The following is a 24,687-nucleotide window of genomic DNA, read 5'->3' as shown; positions in this document are numbered from 1 at the left end:
TGGTTCGTCAAGCCGCCCTGCCAGCAGATCGCACCGCGGTCAGAGCGCGCAGGGCCGTGTCGATCGGGTCGCGGCCGCGAACGAGGGGGATGCGGACCTGGTTGGAGCCGGCCACGGGTCGGAATCCGGCGATGGTCAACGCGTGGGTCACAACGGCGCGATCGTAACGCCGCCACTTCAACGTCAGCCGCCCCTCGTCGACGCGGACCTCGGAAACCTCGGCCGCCTCCGCGGCCAGGCGCACCGCGACCGCCCGGAAGAGACCCTCCACCTCCGGCGGAATCGGCCCGAATCGGTCCAGCAGATGCGCCCGCAGCGCATCTGCATCGGCATCGGTCTTGACCTGGGCGAACCGGCGATAGACCTCGAGCTTGGCGCCCGCGGCGCCCACGTAGACATCGGGCAGGTAGGCCGAACCCGGCAGCTCCAGGCGCACCGCTGCCGGCTGCGGCGGCCGAATCCGCCCCCGGCGCAGATCCACCGCCTCGGCCAGGAGCTGGGTGTACAGCTCGAAGCCGACCGCGGCCATGTACCCCGACTGCTCGGGGCCCAGGATGTTGCCCGCGCCGCGGATCTCGAGGTCCGACAGGGCGATCTGGTAGCCGGCCCCCAGGTCCGAGGCGCTGAAGATGGCGTGCAGCCGGCGCCGCGCCACCAGCGATAGCGGATTGCCCCGCCGATGCAGCAGGTACGCGTACGCCCGCCGGTCGGAGCGCCCAACCCGGCCCCGGAGCTGGTACAGCTGCGCCAGCCCGAACGTGTCGGCCCGCGAGATCAGCATGGTGTTGGCGTTCGGGATGTCGAGCCCCGACTCGATGATGGTGGTGCATACCAGGACGTCGAATAGCCCCGCGTCGAAGTCGAGCATGACCCGCTCCAGCATGCCCTCCGGCATCTGGCCATGACCGATGGCCACACGGGCCCGCGGGACGAGGCGACGGACCCGGGCCGTGGCCGCTTCGATGGTCTCGACCCGGTTGTGGACGTAGAACACCTGCCCGCCCCGGTCGATCTCGCGCAGGATGGCGTCCCGTACGAGCCCGTCGTCGTCCTCCGCGATGCGAGTCAGGATTGGCAGCCGCGCCTCGGGGGCAGTCTCGATGACCGACATATCGCGGATCCCGACCAGCGACAGGTGCAGGGTGCGCGGGATGGGCGTGGCGGACAGGGTCAGCACGTCCACCTCGCGGCGGAGCTGCTTGATCTTCTCCTTCTGGGCCACCCCGAACCGCTGCTCCTCATCGACGACCAGCAGCCCCAGATCGGCAAAGCTGATGTCCCTGCTCAGCAGCCGATGGGTGCCGATGACGACGTCCACCGTGCCGGCCGCCAGCTCGGCCACGATTCTTGCCTGGTCGGCCTTGCTGACGAAGCGGCTGAGCACCTCCACCTTGAGCGGGAAGGCGTCGAGGCGGCGCCTGAAGGTCAGCAGGTGCTGCTGCGCCAGAACGGTGGTGGGGACCAGCACGGCCGCCTGGCGGCCGGCTTCCACGACCCGGAAGGCGGCCCGCAGCGCAACCTCGGTCTTGCCGTACCCCACGTCCCCGCACACCAGCCGATCCATCGGCCGGCGGCGAGCCATGTCGGCGGCCACCTCCTGAATGGTCCGCTCCTGGTCGGGCGTCTCGGTGTACGGGAAGGATTCCTCCAGCTCCCGCTGCCAGGTCGAGTCCGATGGGTAGGCGAAGCCAGCAGCCTGCTCGCGGGCGGCGTACAGCTCCAGCAGGTCATCGGCCAGGTCGATGACCGCGGCGCGGACGCGGCGGGTGGTGTTGGCCCACTCGCGCCCGCTCAGGCGGCTGAGGCCCGGGGCGGGCGCTCCCGAGTAGCGTGTGATGCGGCCCACCTGGTCGGCGGGCAGGAAGATCTTGTCAGCGCCGGCGAAGTCGAGCTGGAGGTACTCGCGGACCGCGTCGCCATACGCGCGCTGAGTCATGCCCACGTAGCGGGCGATGCCGTGGTCGACGTGGACCACCAGCTCCCCGGGCTCCAGGCGCCCGATCAGGTCTCGCGTGACGACCCGCTTGCTCGGGAGCAGCCGCCGGACGCGGGTGGCCCCGAACAGCTCCCGGTCAGAGAGGAGGAGCAGGTCCGACGGGGCGTGGCTCACGCCGTTGGCGGTGGAGCCATGGACGACCGCGATAAACCCCGGTTCGGGTATTTCCGCGAGGGAGTCAAGGGGACCGATGAGGCCGGGCGCATCGGCCAGCAGCTCCACCAGGCGGCTGGCCTGGTCGGTGGCGACCACGACGCGTTTCCCGCCAGCGGCCAATTCGCGGAGCCACTCCCCCATCCGTTCGGCCCGCACGGGAAGTGCGGGCGCGGCGCCAAATCCGATCTCGGCGGCGTCGCCCCCTTCCTCGAGCCGCTCCGGTGCCCGGGCGGCCAACGCGTCCAATGTGGCGACCGCCTCATACGGAAGCGGCCAGTCCGGAGGCAGCTCGCCGCCCTCGACCAGCTGGGCGCGACGGCCGGCGGCCCACTGGTCGGCGTCCGTGACGTGGCCTCGGAGCTGATCGACATCGGTGAGCACCAGGTGGGCGTCCGCCGGGAGGTGGTCGGCGGTGGGGCCGGCGGTCAGATGGGTGATCCAGGTTTCGGCCGCCTCGCCCAGGTCTCCGGACTCCAGGCGAGCCAGGTCGGCCTGGAGCGTGTCGCTGAGGACCGATGGATGACCGACCTGCCGGGCGAGCGCCGCTGCCAGGGCGTCCGGGTCCGGGATGGCGAATTCCCCGGCGGGGAGGAGCAGGATTTCCTTCCGGCGCGACCGGCTGGCCTGGGTGGTGGGCTCGAAGACGCGGATGGCGTCGATCTCGTCCCCGAACTGCTCGATCCGGATGGGGTCCGGCTCACCCGGTGGCCACAGGTCGATCAGGCCGCCACGGACCGCCAGCTCGCCGATCCCCGTCACCTCGGGCGTGGGGTCGTAGCCGGCGGCCATCAGCCCGCTGACCAGCGCGCGCTGCGGGACCTTGTCCCCGACCCGTAAACGGCGCCGCGCGCCGAGGAGCTGCTCCACGGACAGCGTCCGCTGCCACAGCGCGGCCAGTGGCGCTACCACGACCAGGTGCCGCTCTGGCTCCGCCAACCGGGCCAGCACCTCCAGACGGCCCGCGGACTCATCGCGCTCGGGGAGCGCCCGCTCCAGCGGCAGCGCGCCCCGCTCCGGCAGCACCGCCACCGTGCCCTCGTCCAGCCACGCACCCAGGTCGTCGGCCAGCCGATGGGCCTGCTCATCAGTCTCGACCACCACCAACAGCGGGGACGCGGGCGCCAGTGTCCGACGGCGGGCCGCCAGGTGGGCGGCGCGCGCGGCGGCCGGGACGCGGAAGCTCCCCGGTGTGGGCGGCGGCACCCCCAGCAGCTCGAGCAGCGGCCCCAGCCGCGGGCCGCGGGTCACGGGTCGGCGGGTGGCCCCAGGTCGAGCCCGTTGAACGCGTTCATCGCCGCCTCGGTGCCCTCCGCCAGCCAACGCTCCACTGCGTCGGCGGCGGTGGCGATCGCCTCGTCGGCCAGCTCCTCCTCGGCCCGGCTGAAGGTGGACAGGACGTGGTCCACCGTCTCGCCGTTCCGCCCGATCCCGACCCGCAGCCGCGCGAACTGATCGGTCTCGAGCGCCTCGATGATGTCTCGCAGACCGTTGTGGCCACCCGCGGACCCGCCCCGCCTCAGCCGTACCTTCCCCAGCGGCAGGTCGACGTCGTCGGCCACCACCAGCAGGTCGGTCTCCGGATCGGCGTTGACGTTGCGGACCGCGGCGCGGAGCGGCGCGCCGGATTGGTTCATGAAGCGCAGGGGCTTGACCAGCAGCACCCGGCCCACCGGTTCGTCTCGCACCACCTCGATCGTGGCCGCGCCGTCGCGGGCACGACCCTTGCTCACCTCCCACCGATCGGCGAGCAGGTCGACCACCCGGTACCCGACGTTGTGCCGCGTCAGTCGGTACCGATCGCCGGGATTGCCTAGCCCGCACACGACCTTCATGGCCCGACGGATGGTAGCCGTCAGCGGCGGACCCGCCCGGGTAGCATCGGCGCGTGGGGCGCGAGCGGGTGGCAGTCATCGGTGGCGGGATCGTGGGCTGCACCGCAGCCGCCCTGCTGGCCGAGGCGGGGCGATCGGTCACCCTGATCGAGGCCACCGCGATCGCCGCCGGGGCCTCGGGCCGAAACTCGGGTTCCATCCAGCATCCGTTCGACCCGGTGCTGCTCCCGCTCCATATCGAGTCCCTGGCCACGTACCGGCACCTGGCCGCCTCCGATCTGGATTTCGCATTCCCCTCCGAGCCGGTGGGTATCCTGCTCCTGACCGATGACCAATCCGCCGCCCGATCCCGGGCGGCGGAGCTGCACGACGCCTTCCCCGAGCTGCGAGCCGAGGCACTGGACGCCGACGCCGTCGCCGCAGCGGAGCCGGCACTGTCCGATGGCTGGGCTGCCGTTCGGCTCGAGACCGGCTACCCAGCGACGGCCGATGGGGCAACTCGAGCGCTGGCGGCGCGAGCGGTCCGGGCCGGGGTGACGCTGCGGATCGGTCGCGCTGCGCAGCCCTGGATTGAGGATGGAACGGTCCGGGGCGTGGCGCTGGAAGACGGGGAGCACCTGTCCGCGGACCAGGTCCTGCTGGCTGGCGGCCCGTGGACGCCGGAGATCCTCGGCGCGGAGCCGCCGTGGCCGCCCATCATCCGAACCTGGGGAGTCACCGTCCAGGTGGATCTGGCCGACCCACCCCGCCACGTCCTGGAGGAAGGCGTGGTGCATACGGTCAACACGGCGAGCGGGCTGGCCGGCAGCTTGTTCAGCCTGATCGCGGTGGGAGGGGTGGCCACGGTGGGATCGACCTTCCTGGCCGATCAGCCGGATCCCGAAGCGCTTGCCCTGGTGCTCGTCCGGCACGGCAGCGAGTTCGTGCCTGCCCTCGCCGACGCACCCGTCATCCGCATCTGGATGTGCGCCCGACCCCAGTCGATTGACGGGCGTCCCTTCATCGGTCCCGTGGCCAACGTGGAAGGACTGTTCGTCTGCGCGGGCCACGGCCCATGGGGTATCTCCACCGGTCCGGGCAGCGCTGCCCTGGTGGTGGACCTCATCCTCGGCCGCCCGGATCGCGTGCCGCTGGAACTGCGGAGCGACCGCCCGGTCTAGTAGCCGGCCCCCACGGCGTGGCCGGCGCGGTCGAACAACGAACCGGGCTTCCAGGCCACGTCCCGGAAATGGCGGTGCAGGACGGTCAGGACGCGGTGCTCGAGCTCGCGCATGGCCGTCTCGCCCTCGGGATCGTCATGGTCGTGACCGATGAGGTGCAGGGTGCCGTGGATGGCCAGCAGGGCCACCTCCTCCGGCACGCTCCAGTCACCTTCGGCCGCCTGGCGCACTGCCTGGTCGAGGTCGATGACGACGTCGCCCAGCATCAGGGGGCCCGGGGCGCCGGGCCGGGCGCTCGGCCGGCCGTCGTCATCCACCAGGTGGGAGCGGCCGTTCTCGACGGTCCATTCGTGGAGCGGGAACGCCAACACGTCGGTTGGCCCGCGCTCGCCCATGTGGTCGAAGTTCAGGCGGGTCATCTCCGCGTCGCCGCACAGGGTCAGCTCCACCTCCGCCTGGCGCGTGCTGAGCGCGGCGCGCATGGTTTCGGCGGCGGCAGCCGTCACCACTTCCAGCGCCGTGTCCAACCCCAGTGGCTCCACGGCCTCGGCCAGCCGGCTGCGGCCAACCTTGTCGTGGAGGGTGACCCCGGGTTCCATCCTGACCATCCTAGGCCAGGGCCCGGGCCGGCTCAAGACGCTGAATTCAGTGCGCTGAGGTCAGGCGCTTAGGTCAGGCGCTCCGGGAATCTCGCTCGATGGGGAGGACGTTCTCGGGATAGCTGATTCGCTGGTGGTACATGCCCAGCAGCTGCTCGACGAATGACCCGCGAATGCGCTCGATGTCGCGCAGGGTGAGGTTGCTGTCGTCGAGCTGTCCGTCGGCCAGGCGCCCGTTGACGATGCGGTCGACCATCTCGCGGATGTCGGCGTCGTCCTTTTGGGGCAATGACCGCACGGACGCCTCCACCCCGTCGGCCAGCATCACGATGGCCGCCTCGCGACTCTGCGGCTTAGGGCCGGGGTAACGGTAGCGGTCGGCGTCGGCCTCCACGCTCGCCTGGAGCGCCTTGCCATGGAAGTAGCCCATTACAGACGTCCCGTGGTGCTGCGGGATGAAGTCCGCGATTTGAGGCGGGAGCCGATACTCCTGGGCCAACTCGACCCCGTCCCGCACGTGGGCGGCGATGATCCGGGCGCTCGTCTCGGGGTTCAGGTCGTCATGGATGTTCGGGCCGCCAGCCTGGTTCTCGATGAACGCCAGCGGGTTCTTCATCTTGCCGATGTCGTGGTAGTACGCCGCCACGCGGGCCAGGAGTGGATCGGCGCCGACGGTTTCGGCCGCCCGCTCGGCCAGGTTGCCGACCATGACCGAGTGGTGGTAGGTGCCTGGCGTCTCGAGCAGCACGCGGCGCAGTAGCCGGTTCGAGGGATTGGCCAGCTCCAACATCTGGAACACGGTCAGGATCCCGAACACATTCCCCAGGACGGCGAAGCCACCCACCGCCAGCACCACCGACAGGGCGGCGTTGACCATGCCCGCCGCAGCGAGCTGTGCGATTCCGGTCGCGTCAAGCCCCTCGAGCAGGCTGAACGCGACGACCACGGTGACGTTGACCAGGGCCAGCACGACGCCGGCGCGGACGAACGCGTTCAGGCGCTCGGCCTGGAGAATGATCACCAGCGACGCGAACCCACCCGCAGCGGCATACACCACCGGGCCTAGGTCGGCCGAGTTGGTGAGCCCGGCCACCACCGCGAGCCCCATGGCCATGGCTCCGCCCGCGGCCCCGCCCAGCAGAAGCCCTGTCAGCATGACCGCGGCCGAGGTGGGCACCAGGTACGCGGCAATAGACCGATCACCGGCCAACCGCAGGACAGCCGCACTGGCGAATAGGATGAGCAGGAACAGGACCAGGCTCCGGCGCCGATGCCAAATGGCCGGCTGGAAGCGCCACACGAAGCCGACCAGCAGGACGGCCAGCAGTGCGGCCAAGAGTGCGTTTCCGATGAGCGGCAGGAGGTCGCCGGCTGGCTCGGTGAGACCCAGCTCGGTGAGCTTCTCGTAGTCGAGGGTGCTGATCGGGTCGCCCGCCCGGACCACCGCCTCATTGCGTTGGACGGTGACCCGCACCGGGTCGACGTCGGCGCGGGCCGCCTGGCGGGCGGCGGATGTCGCCTCGGGGCTGTAGGCCAGGTTGGCGGCGATGTGGGCAGCGGCCAGGTCGCCAGCCTGCTCCCGCTCGTCGGGGGCCAGGTCGACGCTGACCGCCTCCCGGGCGGTTTGGCGGGCCTCGGCCAGGGCGTCCTCCCGCAGCACGCCGGCCTGCGCCTGGTCAAGGACCCGACGCCCTTCGGCGGCGATCGCTTGCCAGCGCGGCGTGGGCAGCCCCGCCAGGAGCGCCACCTGGGACGCGCGCAGGGACGGGGCGGCGGCTTCGAGCCGAGTCTGCACGTCCGCCGGAGACAGCGTGCCGGCGTCGCGCTCGGCGAGGACTGCCTGGATGGCGGCCACCTCAGCGTCGTAGCTCGTCAGCTGGCGAGACCGGATATCGGCTTGCGGCCCGATTTCGACGTAAACCGGCGCCACCGCCGCCTCTGCCTCGGCCTGGGCCGCCTCTGTCTCGGATGCGGAGACGAACGACACGCTGCGGGCCGCCCTGATGTCCTCGGTGGCAACGTCACCCACTTCCAGCGAGACGCTGTCGGGCACCAGATCCACCGCCAGGATCGCGAACAGGGCCACGCCCACCAGCACCATGACGGCGACCAGGCGCGCAACGGTGGCACCGGTCACGGTGCGGTCCCGGGGTGCCAGGGTCCGGGTGATGAACATGTGGAGCGGGATCCTACTCCGCAGACCCCTTCGACAACAGCCGGCGAACCAGGTCGCTGACCGCCTTGCCATCGGCCCGACCCTTGGTCTGGGGCACCAGGACGCCCATCACGCGGCCCATGTCGCCCGGCCCGCTGGCACGCGTGGCGGCCACGGCGTCCCGGGCCAGGCGCTCGAGCTCGGCATCGGTCAGGGGCTCGGGGAGGAACTCGCGCAGGATCGCCAATTCCGCCTCCTCGGCATCGGCCAGCTCCGGGCGGCCGCCATGCCGGTACAGCTCGATGCTCTCGCGCCGTTGCTTGACCTGGCGGTCGAGGACCTCGATCACTTCGGCATCGGTCAGCTCGTGCCCAAGCTCGATCTGGCGGTTGTGAGCGGCCGCCATGGCCAGCCGGAGGGTCGAGACGCGGACCGCATCGCCCGCCTTCATGGCGGCGCGCATGGCGGACTCGATGTCGGTCTGGAGGCTCATCGGTGAATGCTCGGGAGATGCAATCGGGATCGGTCTTGATGGACCGACCCCGGGAGCCGTCTGGCTAAAGGCGCGGGCCCTTGCGCTTCTTGGATTCCTTGCGCTTGCGCTTCACGCTGGGCTTCTCGTAGTGCTCGCGGCGGCGTGCTTCGGCCAGGATGCCGGACTGCTGGATCTTCTTGTTGAATCGCCGCAGCGCGCTCTCGAACGACTCGTTCTCGCCCACGCGGACTTCCGCCAAACGTCTCGCCTCCTCTCGGCCGTGATTCGCGCCGCTACGGTTAGCCCGTCCGGCGCTCAGGCCCGGGGAGTCTAGCAGAGGGCCTAACTGCGGGGCGGGACCCGGAATTCGACGTGTGCGCAGCGTGGACACGCACGGACTTCGAGTTTGAGCATCTCCTCGCCCAGTTCCGCCCACTCCCCGAAGAGCAGCTTCCAGCCGCCGCTCGCACCGCCCACGCGAAACTCCTCGACGCCCAGCGACTGGACGGTTGCCCCGCAACGGAGGCACTCGTCCACCCCAACTCTGCCCTCGGGCTCTGACCCAGTCATTCCAGGTCATTTTGCGACGGCGGAGCGGGATCTGACCATCACGGCCACCAACCCGCCGCCGATGACGTACCCGCTGCCCTGGACCACCAGCAGCAAGATCACCGGCAATACCTCGCCGAGGAAGCCGGCCAGGATGGCTCCAACCAGCGAGCCGACCCCGGCCAGCGCCCCGATCGCACCGATGACGCGGCCCCGATGGCGGTCCTCCGCCTGCGACTGCTGGAGCGTGGTGCTCCCCGCGCCCATGGCGGCCCCTGGCACCCCGACGATGACCATTCCGACCAGTGCGGGCGCGAGGAACGGAAAGACGATCGGGTAGGTAAACAGGACCAGGTCAATCGCCCCGAACGTGACGGCGCCCACGATCAGGAGCCTCAGCGGGTTGACGCGTGCCCCGAATCGGCCGATGACCAGCGCCCCGGCCAGGCCGCCAATCGCCTGAGTCGACAACAGCGCGCCGTACCCGGCGCTGTCCGAATGCAACGCATCGGTGACCCATGGAACGAACAAGGTGGCGGTCAGGCCCTCCCCAACGCTCGTGATCGCGAAGAACAGGAGGAGCGCCCGCAGCACCCGTTGGTGCCACACCACCCGCAGCCCCTCGCGCCACTCACCGATGAGGCGGCGCCAGGCCGAGACCACCTCCTCCTCCATGGGCGGGTGCGCCGGCCGGGGTGGCGCGACGTATCGAATGGCCGCGATGAGGCCAGCCGCCACCAGGAACGATGCTGCGTCCACCACCGCAATGGCGGTGAGTCCGCCGACCGCCACCACCACACCGCCGATCAGCGGTCCGATCAGCCGCGCCAGGTGGCGATTGACCCCGCTGAGGGCATTCGCAGGAATGAGCTGCTCGTCACCCCCCTCGAGAAGGTTCGGGAGGAGCGCCACCTCGGCCGGGGTGAACAGCTGCTCGAGCGTGCTCTCGACGATCAGGACGACATAGATGACCCACAGCCCCAGCGCATTGACGGCGAGGAGAGGAATCAGGAACGCGGCCAGGAGCAGGTTGACCGCGATCATCAGCCGGCGGCGGTCCCATCGGTCCACATACACGCCCGCGACCGATCCGAACGCGATGCGCGGAATCAGGAGCGCGAGGACCATGCCGCCGGTGGCCAGGGTCGACCCTGTCTGGCGATAGATCTCGTACGGGAGCCCCACGAACAGCACCCAGTCGCCGACCATCGAGATGAGGCCACCGAACCAAAGGAGCGCGAAGTTCCGCTGGCGGAGCACCCGGAGCATCGGGCGATTATCGGGGCGCGGCGAAGCTAGCCGGCAGTGACCTCGGACTCGGCCATGGGAATCGGTTGGGCCTCGCCAGAAAGCGTCGCCGCCGTCCCGCTCCGCGCCACTTCCGCTTCCAGGCGCTCGAGGAACGGGCGCGCGCCGAGCTCGGTGAGGATGGCGCGGCTTCGAGCGATCGCCGCTCCGACTTCAGGCAGGCCGTGGTCCAGCAGCACGGCCATGTCAATTCCCAGCAATGCCAGGTCCCATCGCAGGCCGAGGTCGTCCCACCCATCGCGAGCCTGCCGATAGAACTGGAGCGCCTCATCGGTTGACGCGCGAAGAGCCGCCAGGCCCGCCTTCATGGTCAGGCGCAGGGCGTCCGCTGTCTCACCGTGGCGGCCGGCCTCCCGCAGTGCCTCGAGCGCGGCCGCGAGTGCAGGCTCATCACGCTGCCAGGTGGGGATCCTGGCCGTCCACATGAAGTCGTCGAAGCCAAAGTTCGTCTTCCGAGAGACCTCGAAGCGAGACCTGGCTTCGTCGAGTCGTCCGTCGGCCAGAGCGTCATAGGCCAACGCCGCCTCGACCACCACACGGACCGCCAATTCCTTCGTATCGGCGCGACGTGCCTCGTCCACGAGATCCTGACGGGGTTCACCGCGCACCGCCCGGAAGGAACCAGCGGCGGTCGCGGCCAGCAGCCTGTCCGAGCCGTCCAGCTCCATTTCGAGGAGATTCATCAGCTCGGTGGCGGCCCAGTCCCACTCGCCCACGTGAATGGCGCCGCCGACCGCGTTGAACAACGCGTTCAGGACGAACCCGCGGTGTCCAACGCGGCGGGAGAGAGCGAGCCCGGCCTGCGAGCCAGCGTACGCCTCCCGCGGTGAGACCCACTCCAGGCTGAACGCCTGGTTCATGAGTGCACGGAGCGTCACGCTGTGAGCCCCGAGGGACTCGCCAAGCTCCTTGCCTGCGGTGATCAGGGCCAGGCCCTCGCGCACCCGGCGCGCCATGCTCAATGCGGTCCCCTTGGTGACCAGCAGGTCCGCGACCAGGGAACCCATGTCGGCATGTTCGGCCGCGGGCAGGACCCGATCGGCGGCCGCGATCGCCCGAGCGGGCTCGATCTGGAGCATGTGAGCGCGCGCCAGCTGACCTCCAGCGGCGATCAGGTAGGGACGCTGACCGAAGTCCTCGGTCTCCGCCATGACCGGCTCGAGGAGTTCGATGGCATCGGTGAACCGTGCGGCTTCGATCAGGTTGGTGGCCAGCGCGGTGACGGCTCGATCAGTACCGTCCTGATCCCCGGCCGCCGTGAAGAGCTCTTTCGCGCGGCGGAGCACCGGTTCGCCGTCGTGGTAGCGGCCGCCGGCCGTCGCGGCCTGGCCCGCCCGGAGGGCGAGCTCTGCCTCATCGACCGGGTCGATGGCCATCGCCAGCGCCTGGCTCAGAAAGCCAAATGCCTGGTCGGGTGCCCCGAGCCCAGAGGCCCGCTCGGCCGCTGCGCGCAGGGCAACCCTGGCCTGGGCCGCCAGGGCGGTAGTCTCATCCGGCCCGTCGGCGTTGGCGTGGGCGGACACGTATTGGCCGGCCAGGGCGCCGGCCAACTCATCGGTCTCCAGGCTCTCGAAGAACCGGGCGGCCGCCAGGTGGCGGGATTTCCGATCGCGTCGGGCCAGGGTGTTGTAGGCGACCTCGCGGATGAGCGACTGGACGAAGCCGTACTGGTTCCGCTCCGGCGAACGCGGGTCCGTTTCCCGGGACAGGAGCTCGCGGCGGACCAGGGTCTCCAAGCGAGGCTCGAAGGCCGCCGTCTCCAGGCCGCTGACCGCGGCCAGGCCCGCGACCGTGAACCGCTGGCCGAGCACCGACGCGTCCTGGGCCAGGGCACGGGCTTCTGGGTCGAGGGCGTCCAGGCGCGAGGCGATCAGTGCCGTCAGCGTCTCGGGGACCGCGAGCTCCGTCAGATCGCCGCTCGGTTGGTAGACGCCACCGTCTTCCACCAGGCGCCCGTCGGCCACCAGCATGCGGACGGTTTCCACGGCATACAGCGGGATGCCGTCCGCCCGGGCGGCGATGGCCCGGGCGGCGGTTTCGGGCAACCCGGGGACCAACCCGGCCAGAAGTTCCCGAATGGCCGGTTCAGGCAGCGGCTCGAGATAGACCGATGTGAATTGGCGTTTGCCGGCTCCCCACGTTGGGCGCCTCTCGAGCAACTCCGGTCGCGCCAGGGTCAGGATGAAGATCGGCTGCGAGCGACTCCATTCAAGAAGGTTGTCGATGAAGTCGAGCATCCCGCTGTCGGCCCAGTGGAGGTCCTCGAAGACGAGTACCACCGGGCTCGCGGCGGCCAGCCGCTCGAAGAACGTCCGCCATGCACCGAAGAGCTGTTCGGTATCTGTCGCGCCGCCCTCGAGGCCCAGCAGGGAGAGGATGGGCGGCTCGATCCAGCGCCGATCTGCCTCGTCCGGTACGTGCTCGTCGAGCATTGCGCGGACGCGGGAGCGTGTGGTCGGCTCGTCATCGGTCTCGGCCAGGCCAGCCCGCTGGCGGATCATCTCGCCGAGGGCCCAGAACGTGAGCCCTTCCCCGTAGGCGGGGCTCCGACCGTGATGGAGCCAGAAATCCTCCGCCTCGGCGTCGATATGGTTTAGCAGCTCGCGGCCCAACCGGCTCTTCCCGATACCCGCCGGCCCGATCACCGACACCAGCCGCGCGTGGTTCTCCCGTGCCGTGGCGTGATAGAGATCCTTGAGCAGGGCCAGCTCCTCGGTGCGACCCACGAACGGGGCCTCGGGCCCCTCGGTCCGCCACCGACCGCGGATCCCGCCCGCTACCCGGACGGCGTGCCATGCGGCCACCGGGGCCGTCTTGCCCTTCAGCATCTGCTCGCCCGCCGGTTCGAACACGATCCCCGCTGAGGCCGAACGCTGGGTCGCCTCCCCGACCAGGACAGTCCCCGGCGGGGCCGCCCCCTGCAGTCGCGAGGCGGTGTTGACCAGGTCCCCGGCCACCATTCCCTGGTCGGTGGCACCCAGCGTGACCGCCACCTCGCCAGTCAAGACCCCGGCGCGGGCCTCGATCCCTGGGCCGAGGGCTTTCACCGCCTGGACGAGGTCCAGCGCGGACCGGACCGCGCGCTCAGCATCATCCTCATGCGCGACCGGCACGCCCCATACCGCCATCACCGCATCCCCGATGAACTTCTCGATCGTCCCGCCATACCGCTCGATGACTTGCCGGGCCACATCGAAGTACTTGGTCAGGGACTCACGGACCTCCTCAGAGTCCCGCTCCTCGGCAAACGGCGTGAATCCCACCAGGTCAGCGAACAGGATTGAGACGACGCGCCGCTCCGCCACAGGCGACGGTGCCGCGGATGTTGCGGGTGACGCGCTGCGGGCCGGCGTCGCGCCCGCCCCGGCCGCCAGTGGCGTGGCGCATTCGCTGCAGAACTTCGCGTTGGATAGGTTCGCGGTGCCACAGCTCGGGCATGGGCTGGCCAGCGGCGTCGCGCACTCCGTGCAGAACTTGCCGCCGGCCGGGTTCTCGGTCTGGCAGTTGGAGCAGATCAAGCTCACGCGAAGCTCCGAGCGAGTGGTGGGCGCCACAGACTAGCCGACCGATTGGTTGTCAACCGGGTGGCCAAGACATCGGACGTCCACCCAACAGGTGGAAGTGGAGATGGAAGACGCTCTGGCCAGACTCGGGCCCGACGTTGGTGACGACCCGATACCCCCGCAGCCTGGCGTCGGCCGCGACCCTTCGCAGCGCGCTGTACAAGGCGGCCAGCAGCTCGCCATCCGCATCGGTCAGGTCGTCGGCGGATGGGATATGACGGCGCGAGATGGCCAGCAGGTGGGTGGGTGCAACCGGGTTGATGTCGCGAAACACGACCACCTGGTCGTCCTCGTGGACCCGGTCAGACGGGATCTCTCCGGCCGCGATCCGGCAGAACAGGCACTCGGCGTCGTAGGTGGGGTCGCGGTCGGGCACGAGGCGAGCCTAGGCGAAGTCGCCCATCCGCGACAAGACCACCGCGAGTGCTAGGCTCCTTCCATGAGCCAGTTGCGCCGGATTAGGAACCTCGCCCAAGCCATCCTCCGACGCTCGTCCCCGGAGCGAGCCCAGCCTGGCGCTCTTGTCACGCCCGTGACCGTCGGGAAGGTCGGCACCGTCCCGCTGCGGGGGTTGGCCAAGTTCGAGGCAGCCGGTCACGAGATCGCAGTCGCGAACATCGACGGCCGCTACTACGCGGTTAGCGACATCTGCACGCACTTTCGTTGCTCGCTCTCCGAAGGCGAGCTCGACGGCCCCATTCTCACCTGCATCTGCCATGGCAGCCGCTTCGACGTCTCGACGGGGGAGGTCCAGCGTGGGCCAGCCAAGCGGCCCGTCCAGGTTTACACGGTGAGGGTGCAAGGCGATGACCTGGTGGTCGACGTCCCCTCGGCGAGCTGACGGAGCGGAGGGCGGAGCCTAGGCGAAGTCCCCCGTCCGCGACAAGACCACGGCGGCCGCTGCCACGGCCACCGATTCGCTGCGCAGGATGCGTGGCCCCAGTCCGGCGACCGTCGCTCCCGCCCCTTCCGCGGCGGCCACCTCGTCCGAGGTGAATCCCCCTTCGGGACCGATGATCAGGCGCTCGGGAGCCGGCACCTCCGACAGGCGCAGACCATCCGTGCGTTCGAACAACAGGACGGATCCGGGACCGATGACGGCGGCCAGCGCCACCGGGGCCACGACCTCGGGGACGATGCCACGCTCGGATTGCTCGGCCGCTTCGCGGGCCATCGCGCGCAGGCGCGTCAGGCGCGCGCCCGAGATTTCGCGGACGACGCACCGGCCCGACACGAACAGCTCGAACCGGGAGATACCCACCTCGGTTCCGTGGCGGACCACGGGCTCCAGATGATCCCCCTTGAGCAGTGCCTGCGCCACAATCAGCCGATGGCGCGGCTCCCCGAGGGCCGGGGCACGCGACACGACGTCCAGCCAGGCGCCGGCCAGGCGGCAGCGGACCTCCAGCCCGTCTCCCTCGAGGAGCACGATCTCGTCGCCATCCCGCAGGCGGAGCACGTGCGTGACCTGGTGCGCGATGGCATCCGGAACCGCGAGACGCTCACCGGCGGCTGTCGCGTGCTCAACAAAGAACCGATGCGTGGTCATGGCGTCCGCACGAGGCGGACGGTCACCCAATCCCCTTCCGTGATCCAGTCCACGACCGCGTACCCGGCGGCCGTGAGCGCGGCCTCCACCTCATCAGAACGGCTCTCGATGATCCCTGACGCGATCAGCGTCCCACCCGGCGCGGTGTGGGCTGCGAGCCGAGGGGCGAGCTCGACGAGCACCACAGCGACGAGGTTGGCGACCACCAGGGCGAACAACTCGGCCGCCAGCTCGGGCAGTGTTCCGTGGTGGGCCGCGAACCGGTCGCTCACACCGTTCGCCCGGGCATTCGCTGTGCTCGCCTCGACCGCGAGCTCATCGGTGTCGTATCCGACGGCCCGCGAGGCGCCCAGCCGGAGGGCGGCCAGGGCCAGGATGCCCGACCCGGTCCCCACGTCGAGCACCGCCGTCGGCATCGGCTCAACGGTCTGGAGAAGCTCGAGGCACGCCCTAGTCGTCGGGTGCAACCCGGTCCCGAAGGCCATCCCCGGATCCAACCGAATGACGAGGTCGGAGCCCTTCGGGGGTTCCAGCCACGACGGGACGATGGTCAGCCGGCCGCTCCGAATCGGCTCATAGCCGTCGCGCCACGCGGTCGCCCAGGCGGCGTCGTCGGTCGTCGTGACCGATAGCTGGCTCATCGGCCTCAGGTCGAAGGCGCGCAGGTGCCAGAGGGCCTTCCGGGTGCGGTCGATCGCGTCCGGGGCCTCCCCATCGTCGGGGATCCAGACCGTCACCCGGTACCCGGCCGCCGGGTCGGGGCGCAATGCCTGCTCATCGGCGCCCTGGGCCACAAGCTCAAGGGGCTCCACCGCGCTTCCCTGGCCGAGACGGCCGAAGATCTCGCTGACGGCCTCCACGGCCTCGACGTCGGCCTCCACGCTAAGGGCCAGCCAGCGCATCAGTCTCGATCGGTCGGTCAGGCGGCTAGCCGAAGAGATCGCGCAACCGATCGCCCAACGAGGGACCGCTCTTGGGCAGGACGGCCGGGCCGCTGACATCGCCCAGCTGCTTGAGCAGCTCGCGCTCGCGCTTGGTCAGCTTGGCCGGCACGACGACAGTGGCGATGACGTGGAGATCGCCGCGCCCCGCCCCGCGCAGGCGTGGCAGGCCGCGGCCGCGAAGCCTGATCTCTTCCCCGCTCTGGATCCCGGCCGGGATCTCGACCTCCTCGCTGCCCTCCACCGTGCGGACCGGCAACTTGGCCCCCAGCGCGGCCTGGGTGAAGGTGACGGCCACCTCGGTGTACAGCTCGGTCCCTCGCCGGACCAGGTCCGGGTCCTCGCGGACGGTGACCATCACGTACAGGTCGCCGGCAGGGCCTCCCCGCGGACCGGCCTCACCCTGACTCTCGATCGCGATCCGTTGTCCGCTTTCAATCCCCGGCGGGATGCTGACCTGGAGCCGCCGTTCCTCGCGCAGACGGCCGTCGCCCTTGCACGTGTGGCACGGAGTGGAGACGACGCGACCTTCGCCACCGCAACGCGGGCAAGCGGTGATGTTCACCATCTGGCCCAGGATCGTCTGGCTGACCCGGCGCCGCTCCCCGGTGCCGTTGCAGTCCGGACAGCGCTCCGGCTCACTTCCCGGCTCGGCGCCGCTGCCGTCACAGGTCGGGCACCGCACCAGGGTTGGGAAGCGAATTTCGCGGCTGATCCCGGTCAGCGCTTCGGCCAGCGTGATGGTCAGGTCGTAGCGCAGGTCGGAACCGGCTACCACCCGCTGGCGCCTTCGCGTCCCAGCCGGCGCGCCGCCGAAGAACGCGTCGAAGATGTCGCCGAAGGGCCCGAACCCGCCGCCGAACGGCTCCCCGGTGGCGCTCGACCCATCCACGCCGGCGTGGCCGAACATGTCGTACGCCGCGCGTCGCTGCCGATCCGACAGGACCCGATACGCCTCGTTCAGCTCCTTGAACCGCTCCTCAGAGCCGGAGCTGGCATCCACGTCGGGGTGCTGCTTCTGCGCGGCGCGGCGAAAGGCGCGCTTGATGTCCCCCTCGGACGCGTCGCGCTCGACGCCCAGGATGTCGTAGTAGTCGCGCTTGACGGCCATTGCCGGCGGATTATACCGATTGGCACTCTCGAACCCTGAGTGCCAGACCCCGGCGAGGTCAGTCGCCGTCCCCCTGGCTTGCTCCGGTCAGCCAGAACCCCTTCGCCTTGCGTGCGCTGTAGAGAGCAAAGAGAGCGAGGCCCGCGACGAAGCCGACCGCCGCTCCGATCGCCGAAAACTCCATCCCGGCCCCCAATTGAGCGAGCACCAGGCCGACGAGGACCGCCGCCACCACGCAGTTCACGAACGCGATCATGGCCGGCGTCGTCACGAGCGCGTGCATGGAGTTCTCGCGGAGGCTCGGTTCGCCGATCGACGTCCCATACGTCCGAAGGACGCCGGCCACGTCTTCGGTCCACCCGGTGATGAGGTACGGCTCGATACCTGGATCGAGCTCCAGATACGCCCGCCGCAGTCGGTTCATGCCCTGTACCCAGACGACGTCTTCGTCGTTGATCTCACCGAGGCGGACGAATGTCGCGCATCCCACGAACAGCACGACCGGCAGCAGGAGCAGCGCGAAGATCGCGAAGGCCTGCCCGAAGGCCGTGGCCTGCGCGACCAGCGCCAGCGCGACGACGGTGCCGGTCAACAGCGTGAGGAACATGCCGGCCCGCGCGAAGGACTCATTCCACGACAGGGAACGGGTCGCGAGAAGACTCCAATGCTCGGTGGTCAGGAGCTGGACGCGTAAGGCTCGACGTGCGGCGTCGAGGTCTAAGGCATCGGCCGTTCCAGGGCCTGGCTGTCCGGGAGGCAGGTGCTCGGTGGTCATTGGCGCAGTGTGCGACTGGCCAAGCGGGTTCGTCTAGCATCGGTCTGCCCATGTCCGAAATCCGTCATATCGCGGCTGACCATGCCCGGCGCTTTCTCGTCCGGCGCCAGCTGCTCGACCCGCCACGATCCTTACCGGCGAAGCCGGAATCGGTCCTTCGCGTTGTGGAGCGCCTGGGAAGCGTCCAATTCGATCCGCTCGAGGTGCCCGGGGCCCGCAGCAACGACCTGATGCTGCACGCGCGGATCAAGAACTTCCGCCGGGAATGGACCGATGCCTGGCTCTATGCGCCGCGCGGTAAGCGACGGCTAATCGAGCTGTACAACAAGAGCCTGAACATCCTGCCCATCGAAGAGTTGCCGTACTACCGCCTGGCGTGGAGCCGAGGCGCGAACAGGTACCGCGAGTTCCTGGAGCAGCACGGCGAGCTGGCGAACCGGATCCGGGACCACATCCGTGACACAGGCCCGGTCTCCACCGCCGCCTTCCGAGACGTGGATCATCGCGTCCAGTGGTGGTGGGACAACGACGAATCGACGTCCACCACCGCGGCGCGCGCGGTGATGGAGGCCCTGTTCGTCACCGGCGAGCTGGGCATCGGCCGCCGGGACCGCAGCCGGCGCTACTACGACCTGATCGAGCGCGTGGTGCCCGCCGCACTGCTCAAGACCCATGCGCCCGAGGCGGAGCAACTTCGACACCGGCTGCTCTCGCGCCACCGCGGCGTGGGCCTGATGGCCGTGGGAGGTTCGAGTGAGCTCGTGATGGGCACGGGCTACGCGGCTGACCGGGCCGAAGTGACCGCCAAGCTCGTGGAGGATGGCAGCCTGATCCCAGTGCGGGTCGAAGGCCTCCGCGAGATGCGTCACGTCCTGGCCGACGAGTGGGCCTTCCTCGAGGCGACCGCCACGCCCAACGCGCGGACTCGACCCGCGCTCACCTTCGTGGCGCCCCTCGACCCGCTGATGTGGGATCGGCGCCTGGTGAAGGGGGTGTTCGGCTTCGAATACATCTGGGAGGTTTACATCCAGGGCTCCAAGCGACGGTGGGGCTATTACGTGCTGCCCATCCTGTTCGGCGACCGCCTGGTGGGCCGCATCGAGCCCAAATACGAGCGTGCGACCAACACCCTGCGCATCAACGGCATCTGGTTCGAGGACGGCTTCAAGCCGATGGAAGAGCCCCGGTTCATCCCGGCCCTGTCCCGGGCGCTCCGCGCCTACACCTCGTTCGTGGGCGCCAACGCGGTCACCTGGCCCCGCACCCGCCCAGGCCGTGACCTGGCTGGCGCCCTGCGCCACCTCTAGTCGAAGTCCACCACCAGCGGGGCATGGTCTGAGGGAATCCCCGGGTAGGTGCTCGGCTTGCGCGCGTCGCGGTCCCGTTCCGCGGCCACGGCCCGAGCGGCCAGAGTCTCGGTCACGAACACATGGTCGATGCGCATCCCGAAGTTCTTGTGGAAGTTCCCCGCCCGGTAGTCCCACCACGTGAAGAACCCCGGCTCGGGGTGGAAGCCGCGGACTACATCCACCAGCCCCCAGCGCATCAGCCGCGCCACACGGTCGCGCTCCGGCTCCGACACATGAGTGGCACCATGCACGGCCGATGGATCCCACACGTCGGCGTCGGTGGGGGCGACATTGAAGTCGCCGCATAGCGCCAATTGCCCTGCTGGCTCGTTGGAAGCGCGAAGCCACACGTACAGCGCGTCCAGCCATGCCAGCTTCGCGTCGTAGAACTCGGATCCCACCACCCGACCATTCGGGACGTAGACGCTCGCCACGCGCACGCCCGCACAGGACGCAGCCAGAAATCGGCCGCCCTCATCGGTCCAGCCATCCATCTCCGGCAGCCCGGCCTGGACTACCTCGAGCCCGACCTTCGACGCAATCGCCACCCCATTCCACGTCCCGCGACCGTGGTGCGCCACCTCATACCCCAGCGCCGCGAAGTCGATCAGCGGGACCGCGTCGTCGGTCAGCTTCGTCTCCTGCATGCACAGCACGTCGGGCTGATGACGCTCGGTCCAGGCCAGCACCCGCTCGAGACGGGCCTTCAGCGAGTTCACGTTCCAGGTCGCCAGTCGCATGGCCCAAGCCTACCCCTGGAACTCTAGACTCGCCCCAGTCACCAACGCGCACGCCGACACACCGGAGGAGGGCAACATGATCAAGGAATTCCGCGACTTCATCCTGCGCGGCAGCGTCGTCGACCTGGCCGTCGGCATCGTCATCGGCGCGGCCTTTGGCGCCCTGGTCACCTCCTTCGTGACCAATATCCTCACCCCGTTGCTTGGCCTGGTGGGCGTGCCGAACCTCGCCGAACTGACCTTCAGCGCGGGTTCAGCGACCGTCAACTATGGCCTCTTCTTGAACGCGTTGATCAGCTTCGCCCTGGTGGCGGCGGCGCTGTTCTACTTCGTCGTGAAGCCGATGAACCACATGATCTCTCGGCTGAAGCCGGCCACCGTGGAAACCACCAAGCCCTGTCCCTATTGCGTGACCGATATTTCCGACACCGCCACGCGCTGCCCCAACTGCACCAGCGATCTGACGGAGACCAAATGACCGATGCGGGCGCCCCGGCCTGGGGCGCCCGATCCATGACCGCGCCGCTCCGCGAGGCGCTCGTCCACAGGCCGGACCCTGCGTTCGGCGCCGCGTTCGACAACCCGGCCCACGGCTTCCGCCACCCGGTCGACCAGCTCATCGCCCAGCGCGAACACGACGCGTACGTCGACCTGCTCACCCGGTTGGGCGTCCGGGTACACCACCTCGACGCCGAGACCGATGACCCCGACCTGGTCTACACCTTCGACCCACTTCTGGTGACCGATGCCGGTTCCATCGCGCTCCGGCCGGGCAAGCTCAACCGCGCCGGCGAGCCGGCTCTGGTCGAGGCCTGGACTCTGTCCCGCGGGATCCCCGTCCGCGGCCGTATCGAACCGCCCGGCACGGTCGAGGGCGGCGACACCCTGTGGTTGCGGCCCGATCTGTTCTGCATCGGCCGCTCGTTCCGCACCAACGACGCCGGAGCTCGCCAGCTCGCCGACCTCATCGGCGGCGATGTCCGCATCTTCGACCTGCCGTATTGGAGGGGCCCTGAAGAGTTGGTCCACCTCCTTTCGGTCATCTCCCCGGTGACCGATGAGATGGCCGTGGTCTATCCCCCGCTGCTCCCCGCTGGCCTGTGGGACCTGCTCGCCGAACTGGCGATCGCAACCATCGCCGTGCCCGACGACGAATACGAGACCCTCGGCTGCAACGTCCTGTCCGTCCGGCCCGGCGTCCTGGTCATGGCCGAAGGCAACCCGCAGACCCGCGGCCTCCTCGAATCAGCCGGCTGCGAGGTCCACACCTACCCCGCGACGGAGATCGGCCTCAACGGCTCCGGCGGCCCTACCTGTATGTCGCTCCCCCTGCTCCGCCGGGACTAGGTGCAGCCCGCCGGTTCGGGATCGAGGGGCCAGCTCTCGATGGACGTCCCGGTCACGAGATAGATCGCCGATTCGTCGGCGGGATCGACCCACAGCTCGGTACCGTCCTGTCGGAAGCCGGTGTCCTCGGCACCCGCAGGCAACTCAGCGTCTGGATCGAACGCTGCCGCGGTGTCCGGATCCCCAAAGACGTTGTCAGGGTCGCGAATGTACTCGGCGTCATCGCTGGCATCGGTGTAACGGGCGCCAACCGGGATCCCGGTGATGATCACGCGGGCCGCCTCAAAACCGCAATGCTCGGGCCCGGGCCGGTCGCCCAGGACGTCAATTCGCAGGAGGCACCTGTCGGCAGTCGTCCAATCGCGGTATTCGGCGAATTCCCGCCAGTCCGGCTCGGTCGCGACATCGTTGACCGATCCCTCCGGCGCATCGCAGACAACCGCGCCGGTCTCAGTAGGCGCCGTGCTGGGCGTCACGGACGCCCCAGACGAAGCCTCCCCAAGCGGTGTCGAAGATGGGGGCGACGAGGCGCTTGGCGCGCACGCAGCGAGCAACATCAGCAGCAAGGAGCCGGTGATGAGCGCCGTTGCTTGCGATCTGGAAGATGCGTGTCCCACTCGTGTACCTCTCAGGAGCCTCTAGTCCGAGACTAGCAGAGACGATCGAACCGCCCGCGTCAGAGGCCTCCCCCGGCGGGAACCGGGTCTATTCAGGGGTCCGCCAGAAAGGACTCCAGGTCCAGGTCGAGGAGGTCGCCGATCCGGTCCATGGACCGATCCGGCGCCGGGCCGTTGTCGGTGGCAGCCGCATGGCCGTAGTGGCCTTGGCGCACATGCACGGTGAAGACTCGGTCGTCCATGCGCTCGACCCCTGCCAGCACGCTCAGCTTGTCGTCGAAGATCACGTACCGATCGGCCGGGACAGACTGTTGGACCTCGGCCAGGTGCGCCTCTTTGTGGGTGAACAGGAAGACCCTCCGCTCAACCGCATCCGCCAACCCGGCACGCGCGATCTTGGCGGGCTGATAGACCGGATCACCGTCCGTCACGATCGCGGCGGGGCCTATCGATTGGACCCGCGCGATCGCCTCCAGCGCGTCGGGGTAGAGGACCGCTTGGTACGGATACGACAGCACCAGGTCAGCGACCGCCGGGAAGCCAGGCTCGTTGGGAAATACCTCCCGAAACCGCTGAAGGGTGTGCGGATAGTCCACGTAATCCCGCATGCGCCTGACTTCCTCGTAGATCTCCCAGAACCTGGCGCCCGTGACCTGCCCGACGGCGGCCTCGATCCCTGCAGCGAGCTCCGCCTTCACCCGGTCGTTGTCGAGCAACGTGTTGTCGACATCGAACAGAAAGGCAGGTCGCACGGCGCGGAGTATGCGCGACGAGCCGGATTCGGTCGCTGTCCACTCGGGACGGAGATCTCGTGCTGCTTCCCGAGGTGCGAAAGGGCCGGGCGTCCGTCCCCGAGGCCGTTGCGTTAGCCGGCGAGGGGGCGGGCGCCCGGCCCTATCCCGGGTCGCGCGAGAAGGAGCGTCAGACCTCCTTGTACTCGCCCTCGATCGTCTCCCCCTCACCCTCGCCTTCGTCCTCGCCCTCGGCCGCGGCCCCATTGGCGCCGGTCCCATCCGTCGGGCCCTCTGAGGCGGGCGCCTCGGCGTAGGCCTGGGCGCCGACCCGCTGCAGCACCTCGGTGAGCTGCTGCTTAGTCGAGTCGATGACGCCAGCGTCCGTCCCGGCCAGGGCCTCGCGGACGGCAACAACCCGGGATTCGATCTCGGTCTTGTCCTCGTCCTTGAGCTTGTCGCCCATGTCCTTGACCAGCCGCTCGGCCTGGTAGGTCAGCGCATCGGCCTCATTGCGCGACTCCGCCTCGTGCCGTCGCTGGCGGTCCTCCTCCGCATGCTCGGCCGCATCGCGGACCATCTGGTCCACGTCCTCCTTGGCGAGCATCGAAGAAGCCGTAATGGCGACCTTCTGCTCCTTGTTGGTGGCCTTGTCCTTGGCCGTCACGTTGAGGATGCCGTTGGCGTCGATGTCGAAGGTGACCTCGATCTGCGGCACCCCGCGTGGGGCCGGCGGAATGCCGTCCAGCCGGAAGGTGGCCAGCTTCTTGTTGTCGGCGGCCATCTCCCGCTCCCCCTGCAGGACCACGATGTCGACGCTGGGCTGGTTGTCCGATGCTGTCGAGAAGATCTGGGTATGTGACGTGGGGATGGTCGTGTTGCGGTTGATCATCTTGGTCGCCACGCCGCCCAGGGTCTCGATCCCCAGCGACAGCGGGGTGACATCCAGCAGGAGGACATCCTTGACCTCGCCGCCCAGGACACCGGCCTGGATGGCTGCGCCCACCGCGACCACCTCATCGGGGTTGACGCCCTTGTGCGGCTCGCGGCCGGCGAACATCTTCTTGACCGCCTCGACCACGGCCGGCATGCGGGTCTGGCCGCCGACCAGGATGACCTCGTCGATCTCCGAAGGCTTGATCCCGGCATCGGTCAGGGCCTGGCGCACCGGGCCTTCGGCGCGGGCCACCAGGTCCGCCACCAGGTCCTCCAGCTTGGCTCGAGTCAGGGTCATGACCAGGTGCTTGGGGCCCGAGGCATCGGCGCTGATGAAGGGCAGGTTGACCTCGGTCGAGGTCGTAGTGGACAGCTCGATCTTGGCCTTCTCGGCCGCTTCCTTGAGGCGCTGCAGGGCGATCCGGTCCTTCGACAGGTCAATCCCCTGGTCCTTCTTGAATTCGGCGGACAGCCACTCGATGACCCGCTGGTCAAAGTCGTCGCCACCCAGGCGGGTGTCGCCGTTCGTGCTGCGGACCTCGAACACGCCCTCGGACAGCTCGAGGATGGAGATGTCGAACGTCCCGCCGCCCAGGTCGTAGACGGCGATCTTCTCCTCCTTGTCCTTGTCCAGGCCGTACGCCAGGGCCGAGGCGGTGGGCTCGTTGACGATGCGCTTGACGTCCAGGCCCGCGATCCGACCCGCGTCCTTGGTCGCCTGACGCTGGGTGTCATCGAAGTACGCCGGCACGGTGATGACCGCCTCGGTCACCTTCTCGCCCAGGTAGGCCTCGGCAT

Annotated in this window: 23 protein-coding genes; 5 read left to right on the top strand and 18 right to left on the bottom strand. The window is 69.4% G+C overall.

Annotation, left to right across the window (positions count from 1 at the left end; genetic code table 11):
* Positions 1-7: 7 nt before the first annotated feature.
* A complete protein-coding gene (gene mfd, locus AABM41_06365; GenBank protein ID MEK6191933.1) occupies positions 8-3,400 on the bottom strand; it encodes a transcription-repair coupling factor in 3,393 nt (1,130 codons plus the stop codon).
* The gene (pth, locus tag AABM41_06360) at positions 3,397-3,984 is read right to left on the bottom strand and encodes an aminoacyl-tRNA hydrolase (GenBank protein MEK6191932.1); all 588 of its coding nucleotides are present in this window, start codon (positions 3,982-3,984) and stop codon (positions 3,397-3,399) included. The genes mfd and pth overlap by 4 nt, the downstream gene beginning before the upstream one ends.
* Positions 3,985-4,037: 53 nt before the next feature.
* Here pth and AABM41_06355 point away from each other — a divergent pair, with 53 nt between their 5' ends.
* Positions 4,038-5,144: an FAD-binding oxidoreductase gene (locus tag AABM41_06355; GenBank protein MEK6191931.1), complete on the top strand. Its 1,107-nt coding sequence runs from the start codon at positions 4,038-4,040 to the stop codon at positions 5,142-5,144.
* Here the strand turns inward: AABM41_06355 and ybeY are convergent.
* The 8 genes from ybeY to AABM41_06315 form a co-directional block, all read right to left on the bottom strand.
* Entirely contained in the window at positions 5,141-5,743 is a 603-nt protein-coding gene (ybeY, locus tag AABM41_06350) for an rRNA maturation RNase YbeY (protein MEK6191930.1), read from the bottom strand. The genes AABM41_06355 and ybeY overlap by 4 nt on opposite strands.
* Before the next feature lie 73 nt (positions 5,744-5,816).
* The gene (locus AABM41_06345; GenBank protein ID MEK6191929.1) at positions 5,817-7,919 is read right to left on the bottom strand and encodes an HDIG domain-containing metalloprotein; all 2,103 of its coding nucleotides are present in this window, start codon (positions 7,917-7,919) and stop codon (positions 5,817-5,819) included.
* Between the two features lie 13 nt (positions 7,920-7,932).
* Positions 7,933-8,391, bottom strand: a complete 459-nt coding sequence (locus AABM41_06340; GenBank protein ID MEK6191928.1) for a GatB/YqeY domain-containing protein — start codon at positions 8,389-8,391, stop codon at positions 7,933-7,935.
* Between the two features lie 64 nt (positions 8,392-8,455).
* A complete protein-coding gene (gene rpsU / locus AABM41_06335) occupies positions 8,456-8,632 on the bottom strand; it encodes a 30S ribosomal protein S21 (GenBank protein MEK6191927.1) in 177 nt (58 codons plus the stop codon).
* Positions 8,633-8,715: 83 nt separating this feature from the next.
* Complete coding sequence (locus tag AABM41_06330) at positions 8,716-8,943, bottom strand: hypothetical protein (GenBank protein ID MEK6191926.1); 228 nt, start codon at positions 8,941-8,943, stop codon at positions 8,716-8,718.
* A 6-nt stretch (positions 8,944-8,949) separates the two neighbouring features.
* A complete protein-coding gene (locus AABM41_06325; protein ID MEK6191925.1) occupies positions 8,950-10,191 on the bottom strand; it encodes an MFS transporter in 1,242 nt (413 codons plus the stop codon).
* A gap of 26 nt (positions 10,192-10,217) precedes the next feature.
* Positions 10,218-13,754: an adenylate/guanylate cyclase domain-containing protein gene (locus AABM41_06320; protein MEK6191924.1), complete on the bottom strand. Its 3,537-nt coding sequence runs from the start codon at positions 13,752-13,754 to the stop codon at positions 10,218-10,220.
* A 52-nt stretch (positions 13,755-13,806) separates the two neighbouring features.
* Positions 13,807-14,169, bottom strand: coding sequence for a histidine triad nucleotide-binding protein (locus AABM41_06315; GenBank protein MEK6191923.1), 363 nt, complete (start codon positions 14,167-14,169; stop codon positions 13,807-13,809).
* Between the two features lie 63 nt (positions 14,170-14,232).
* Between AABM41_06315 and AABM41_06310 the strand changes: the two genes are divergently transcribed.
* Positions 14,233-14,634 carry a non-heme iron oxygenase ferredoxin subunit gene (locus tag AABM41_06310; GenBank protein MEK6191922.1) on the top strand — a complete coding sequence of 134 codons (402 nt, stop codon included), beginning with the start codon at positions 14,233-14,235 and terminating at the stop codon, positions 14,632-14,634.
* An 18-nt stretch (positions 14,635-14,652) separates the two neighbouring features.
* Here the strand turns inward: AABM41_06310 and AABM41_06305 are convergent, their stop codons facing one another.
* Genes AABM41_06305 through AABM41_06290 form a run of 4 tightly spaced genes read right to left on the bottom strand, consistent with a single transcriptional unit; the run spans position 14,653 to position 18,169 of the window.
* Complete coding sequence (locus AABM41_06305; protein MEK6191921.1) at positions 14,653-15,342, bottom strand: RsmE family RNA methyltransferase; 690 nt, start codon at positions 15,340-15,342, stop codon at positions 14,653-14,655.
* The gene (prmA, locus tag AABM41_06300) at positions 15,339-16,244 is read right to left on the bottom strand and encodes a 50S ribosomal protein L11 methyltransferase (protein ID MEK6191920.1); all 906 of its coding nucleotides are present in this window, start codon (positions 16,242-16,244) and stop codon (positions 15,339-15,341) included. Before prmA ends, AABM41_06305 begins: the two co-directional genes overlap by 4 nt.
* A gap of 25 nt (positions 16,245-16,269) precedes the next feature.
* Positions 16,270-17,394 carry a molecular chaperone DnaJ gene (dnaJ, locus tag AABM41_06295; GenBank protein ID MEK6191919.1) on the bottom strand — a complete coding sequence of 375 codons (1,125 nt, stop codon included), beginning with the start codon at positions 17,392-17,394 and terminating at the stop codon, positions 16,270-16,272.
* Positions 17,395-17,452: 58 nt separating this feature from the next.
* Positions 17,453-18,169 (bottom strand): hypothetical protein, encoded by a 717-nt coding sequence (locus AABM41_06290; GenBank protein MEK6191918.1) that lies wholly within the window; start codon positions 18,167-18,169, stop codon positions 17,453-17,455.
* Positions 18,170-18,219: 50 nt separating this feature from the next.
* On the opposite strand from AABM41_06290, the gene AABM41_06285 reads away from it, so the two are divergent.
* The gene (locus tag AABM41_06285; GenBank protein ID MEK6191917.1) at positions 18,220-19,476 is read left to right on the top strand and encodes a crosslink repair DNA glycosylase YcaQ family protein; all 1,257 of its coding nucleotides are present in this window, start codon (positions 18,220-18,222) and stop codon (positions 19,474-19,476) included.
* Here the strand turns inward: AABM41_06285 and AABM41_06280 are convergent.
* A complete protein-coding gene (locus AABM41_06280) occupies positions 19,473-20,258 on the bottom strand; it encodes an exodeoxyribonuclease III (GenBank protein ID MEK6191916.1) in 786 nt (261 codons plus the stop codon). The genes AABM41_06285 and AABM41_06280 overlap by 4 nt on opposite strands.
* 76 nt (positions 20,259-20,334) lie before the next feature.
* Between AABM41_06280 and mscL the strand changes: the two genes are divergently transcribed.
* Together mscL and AABM41_06270 are read left to right on the top strand one after the other, a co-directional pair.
* The gene (gene mscL / locus AABM41_06275; GenBank protein ID MEK6191915.1) at positions 20,335-20,736 is read left to right on the top strand and encodes a large conductance mechanosensitive channel protein MscL; all 402 of its coding nucleotides are present in this window, start codon (positions 20,335-20,337) and stop codon (positions 20,734-20,736) included.
* Positions 20,733-21,605, top strand: coding sequence for an arginine deiminase family protein (locus AABM41_06270; protein ID MEK6191914.1), 873 nt, complete (start codon positions 20,733-20,735; stop codon positions 21,603-21,605). Before mscL ends, AABM41_06270 begins: the two co-directional genes overlap by 4 nt.
* On the opposite strand, the gene AABM41_06265 is transcribed toward AABM41_06270, so the two are convergent.
* The 3 genes from AABM41_06265 to dnaK all read right to left on the bottom strand — a co-directional run.
* Positions 21,602-22,081, bottom strand: a complete 480-nt coding sequence (locus AABM41_06265) for a hypothetical protein (protein ID MEK6191913.1) — start codon at positions 22,079-22,081, stop codon at positions 21,602-21,604. The two genes, AABM41_06270 and AABM41_06265, sit on opposite strands and share 4 nt — an antisense overlap.
* A gap of 233 nt (positions 22,082-22,314) precedes the next feature.
* The gene (locus AABM41_06260) at positions 22,315-22,974 is read right to left on the bottom strand and encodes an HAD family hydrolase (GenBank protein ID MEK6191912.1); all 660 of its coding nucleotides are present in this window, start codon (positions 22,972-22,974) and stop codon (positions 22,315-22,317) included.
* A gap of 169 nt (positions 22,975-23,143) precedes the next feature.
* Positions 23,144-24,687, bottom strand: a 1,544-nt coding sequence (gene dnaK, locus AABM41_06255; GenBank protein MEK6191911.1) for a molecular chaperone DnaK, incomplete at its 5' end; no start/stop codon positions are given.

This window comes from Chloroflexota bacterium, assembly GCA_038040195.1.
Classification (GTDB): domain Bacteria; phylum Chloroflexota; class Limnocylindria; order QHBO01; family QHBO01; genus DASTEQ01.
This window is presented reverse-complemented; position numbering and strand designations above follow the sequence as displayed.

Bases quoted from the DNA above. Each gene is read 5' to 3' on its own strand.
- AABM41_06290 (MEK6191918.1), bottom strand. From the start codon at position 18,169: ATGACCACCGAGCACCTGCCTCCCGGACAGCCAGGCCCTGGAACGGCC.
- AABM41_06280 (MEK6191916.1), bottom strand. From the start codon at position 20,258: ATGCGACTGGCGACCTGGAACGTGAACTCGCTGAAGGCCCGTCTCGAG.
- AABM41_06305 (MEK6191921.1), bottom strand. From the start codon at position 15,342: ATGACCACGCATCGGTTCTTTGTTGAGCACGCGACAGCCGCCGGTGAG.
- AABM41_06270 (MEK6191914.1), top strand. From the start codon at position 20,733: ATGACCGATGCGGGCGCCCCGGCCTGGGGCGCCCGATCCATGACCGCG.
- ybeY (MEK6191930.1), bottom strand. From the start codon at position 5,743: ATGGAACCCGGGGTCACCCTCCACGACAAGGTTGGCCGCAGCCGGCTG.
- dnaJ (MEK6191919.1), bottom strand. From the start codon at position 17,394: ATGGCCGTCAAGCGCGACTACTACGACATCCTGGGCGTCGAGCGCGAC.
- pth (MEK6191932.1), bottom strand. From the start codon at position 3,984: ATGAAGGTCGTGTGCGGGCTAGGCAATCCCGGCGATCGGTACCGACTG.
- AABM41_06345 (MEK6191929.1), bottom strand. From the start codon at position 7,919: ATGTTCATCACCCGGACCCTGGCACCCCGGGACCGCACCGTGACCGGT.
- AABM41_06325 (MEK6191925.1), bottom strand. From the start codon at position 10,191: ATGCTCCGGGTGCTCCGCCAGCGGAACTTCGCGCTCCTTTGGTTCGGT.
- AABM41_06310 (MEK6191922.1), top strand. From the start codon at position 14,233: ATGAGCCAGTTGCGCCGGATTAGGAACCTCGCCCAAGCCATCCTCCGA.
- prmA (MEK6191920.1), bottom strand. From the start codon at position 16,244: ATGCGCTGGCTGGCCCTTAGCGTGGAGGCCGACGTCGAGGCCGTGGAG.
- AABM41_06285 (MEK6191917.1), top strand. From the start codon at position 18,220: ATGTCCGAAATCCGTCATATCGCGGCTGACCATGCCCGGCGCTTTCTC.
- AABM41_06340 (MEK6191928.1), bottom strand. From the start codon at position 8,391: ATGAGCCTCCAGACCGACATCGAGTCCGCCATGCGCGCCGCCATGAAG.
- AABM41_06330 (MEK6191926.1), bottom strand. From the start codon at position 8,943: ATGACTGGGTCAGAGCCCGAGGGCAGAGTTGGGGTGGACGAGTGCCTC.
- mscL (MEK6191915.1), top strand. From the start codon at position 20,335: ATGATCAAGGAATTCCGCGACTTCATCCTGCGCGGCAGCGTCGTCGAC.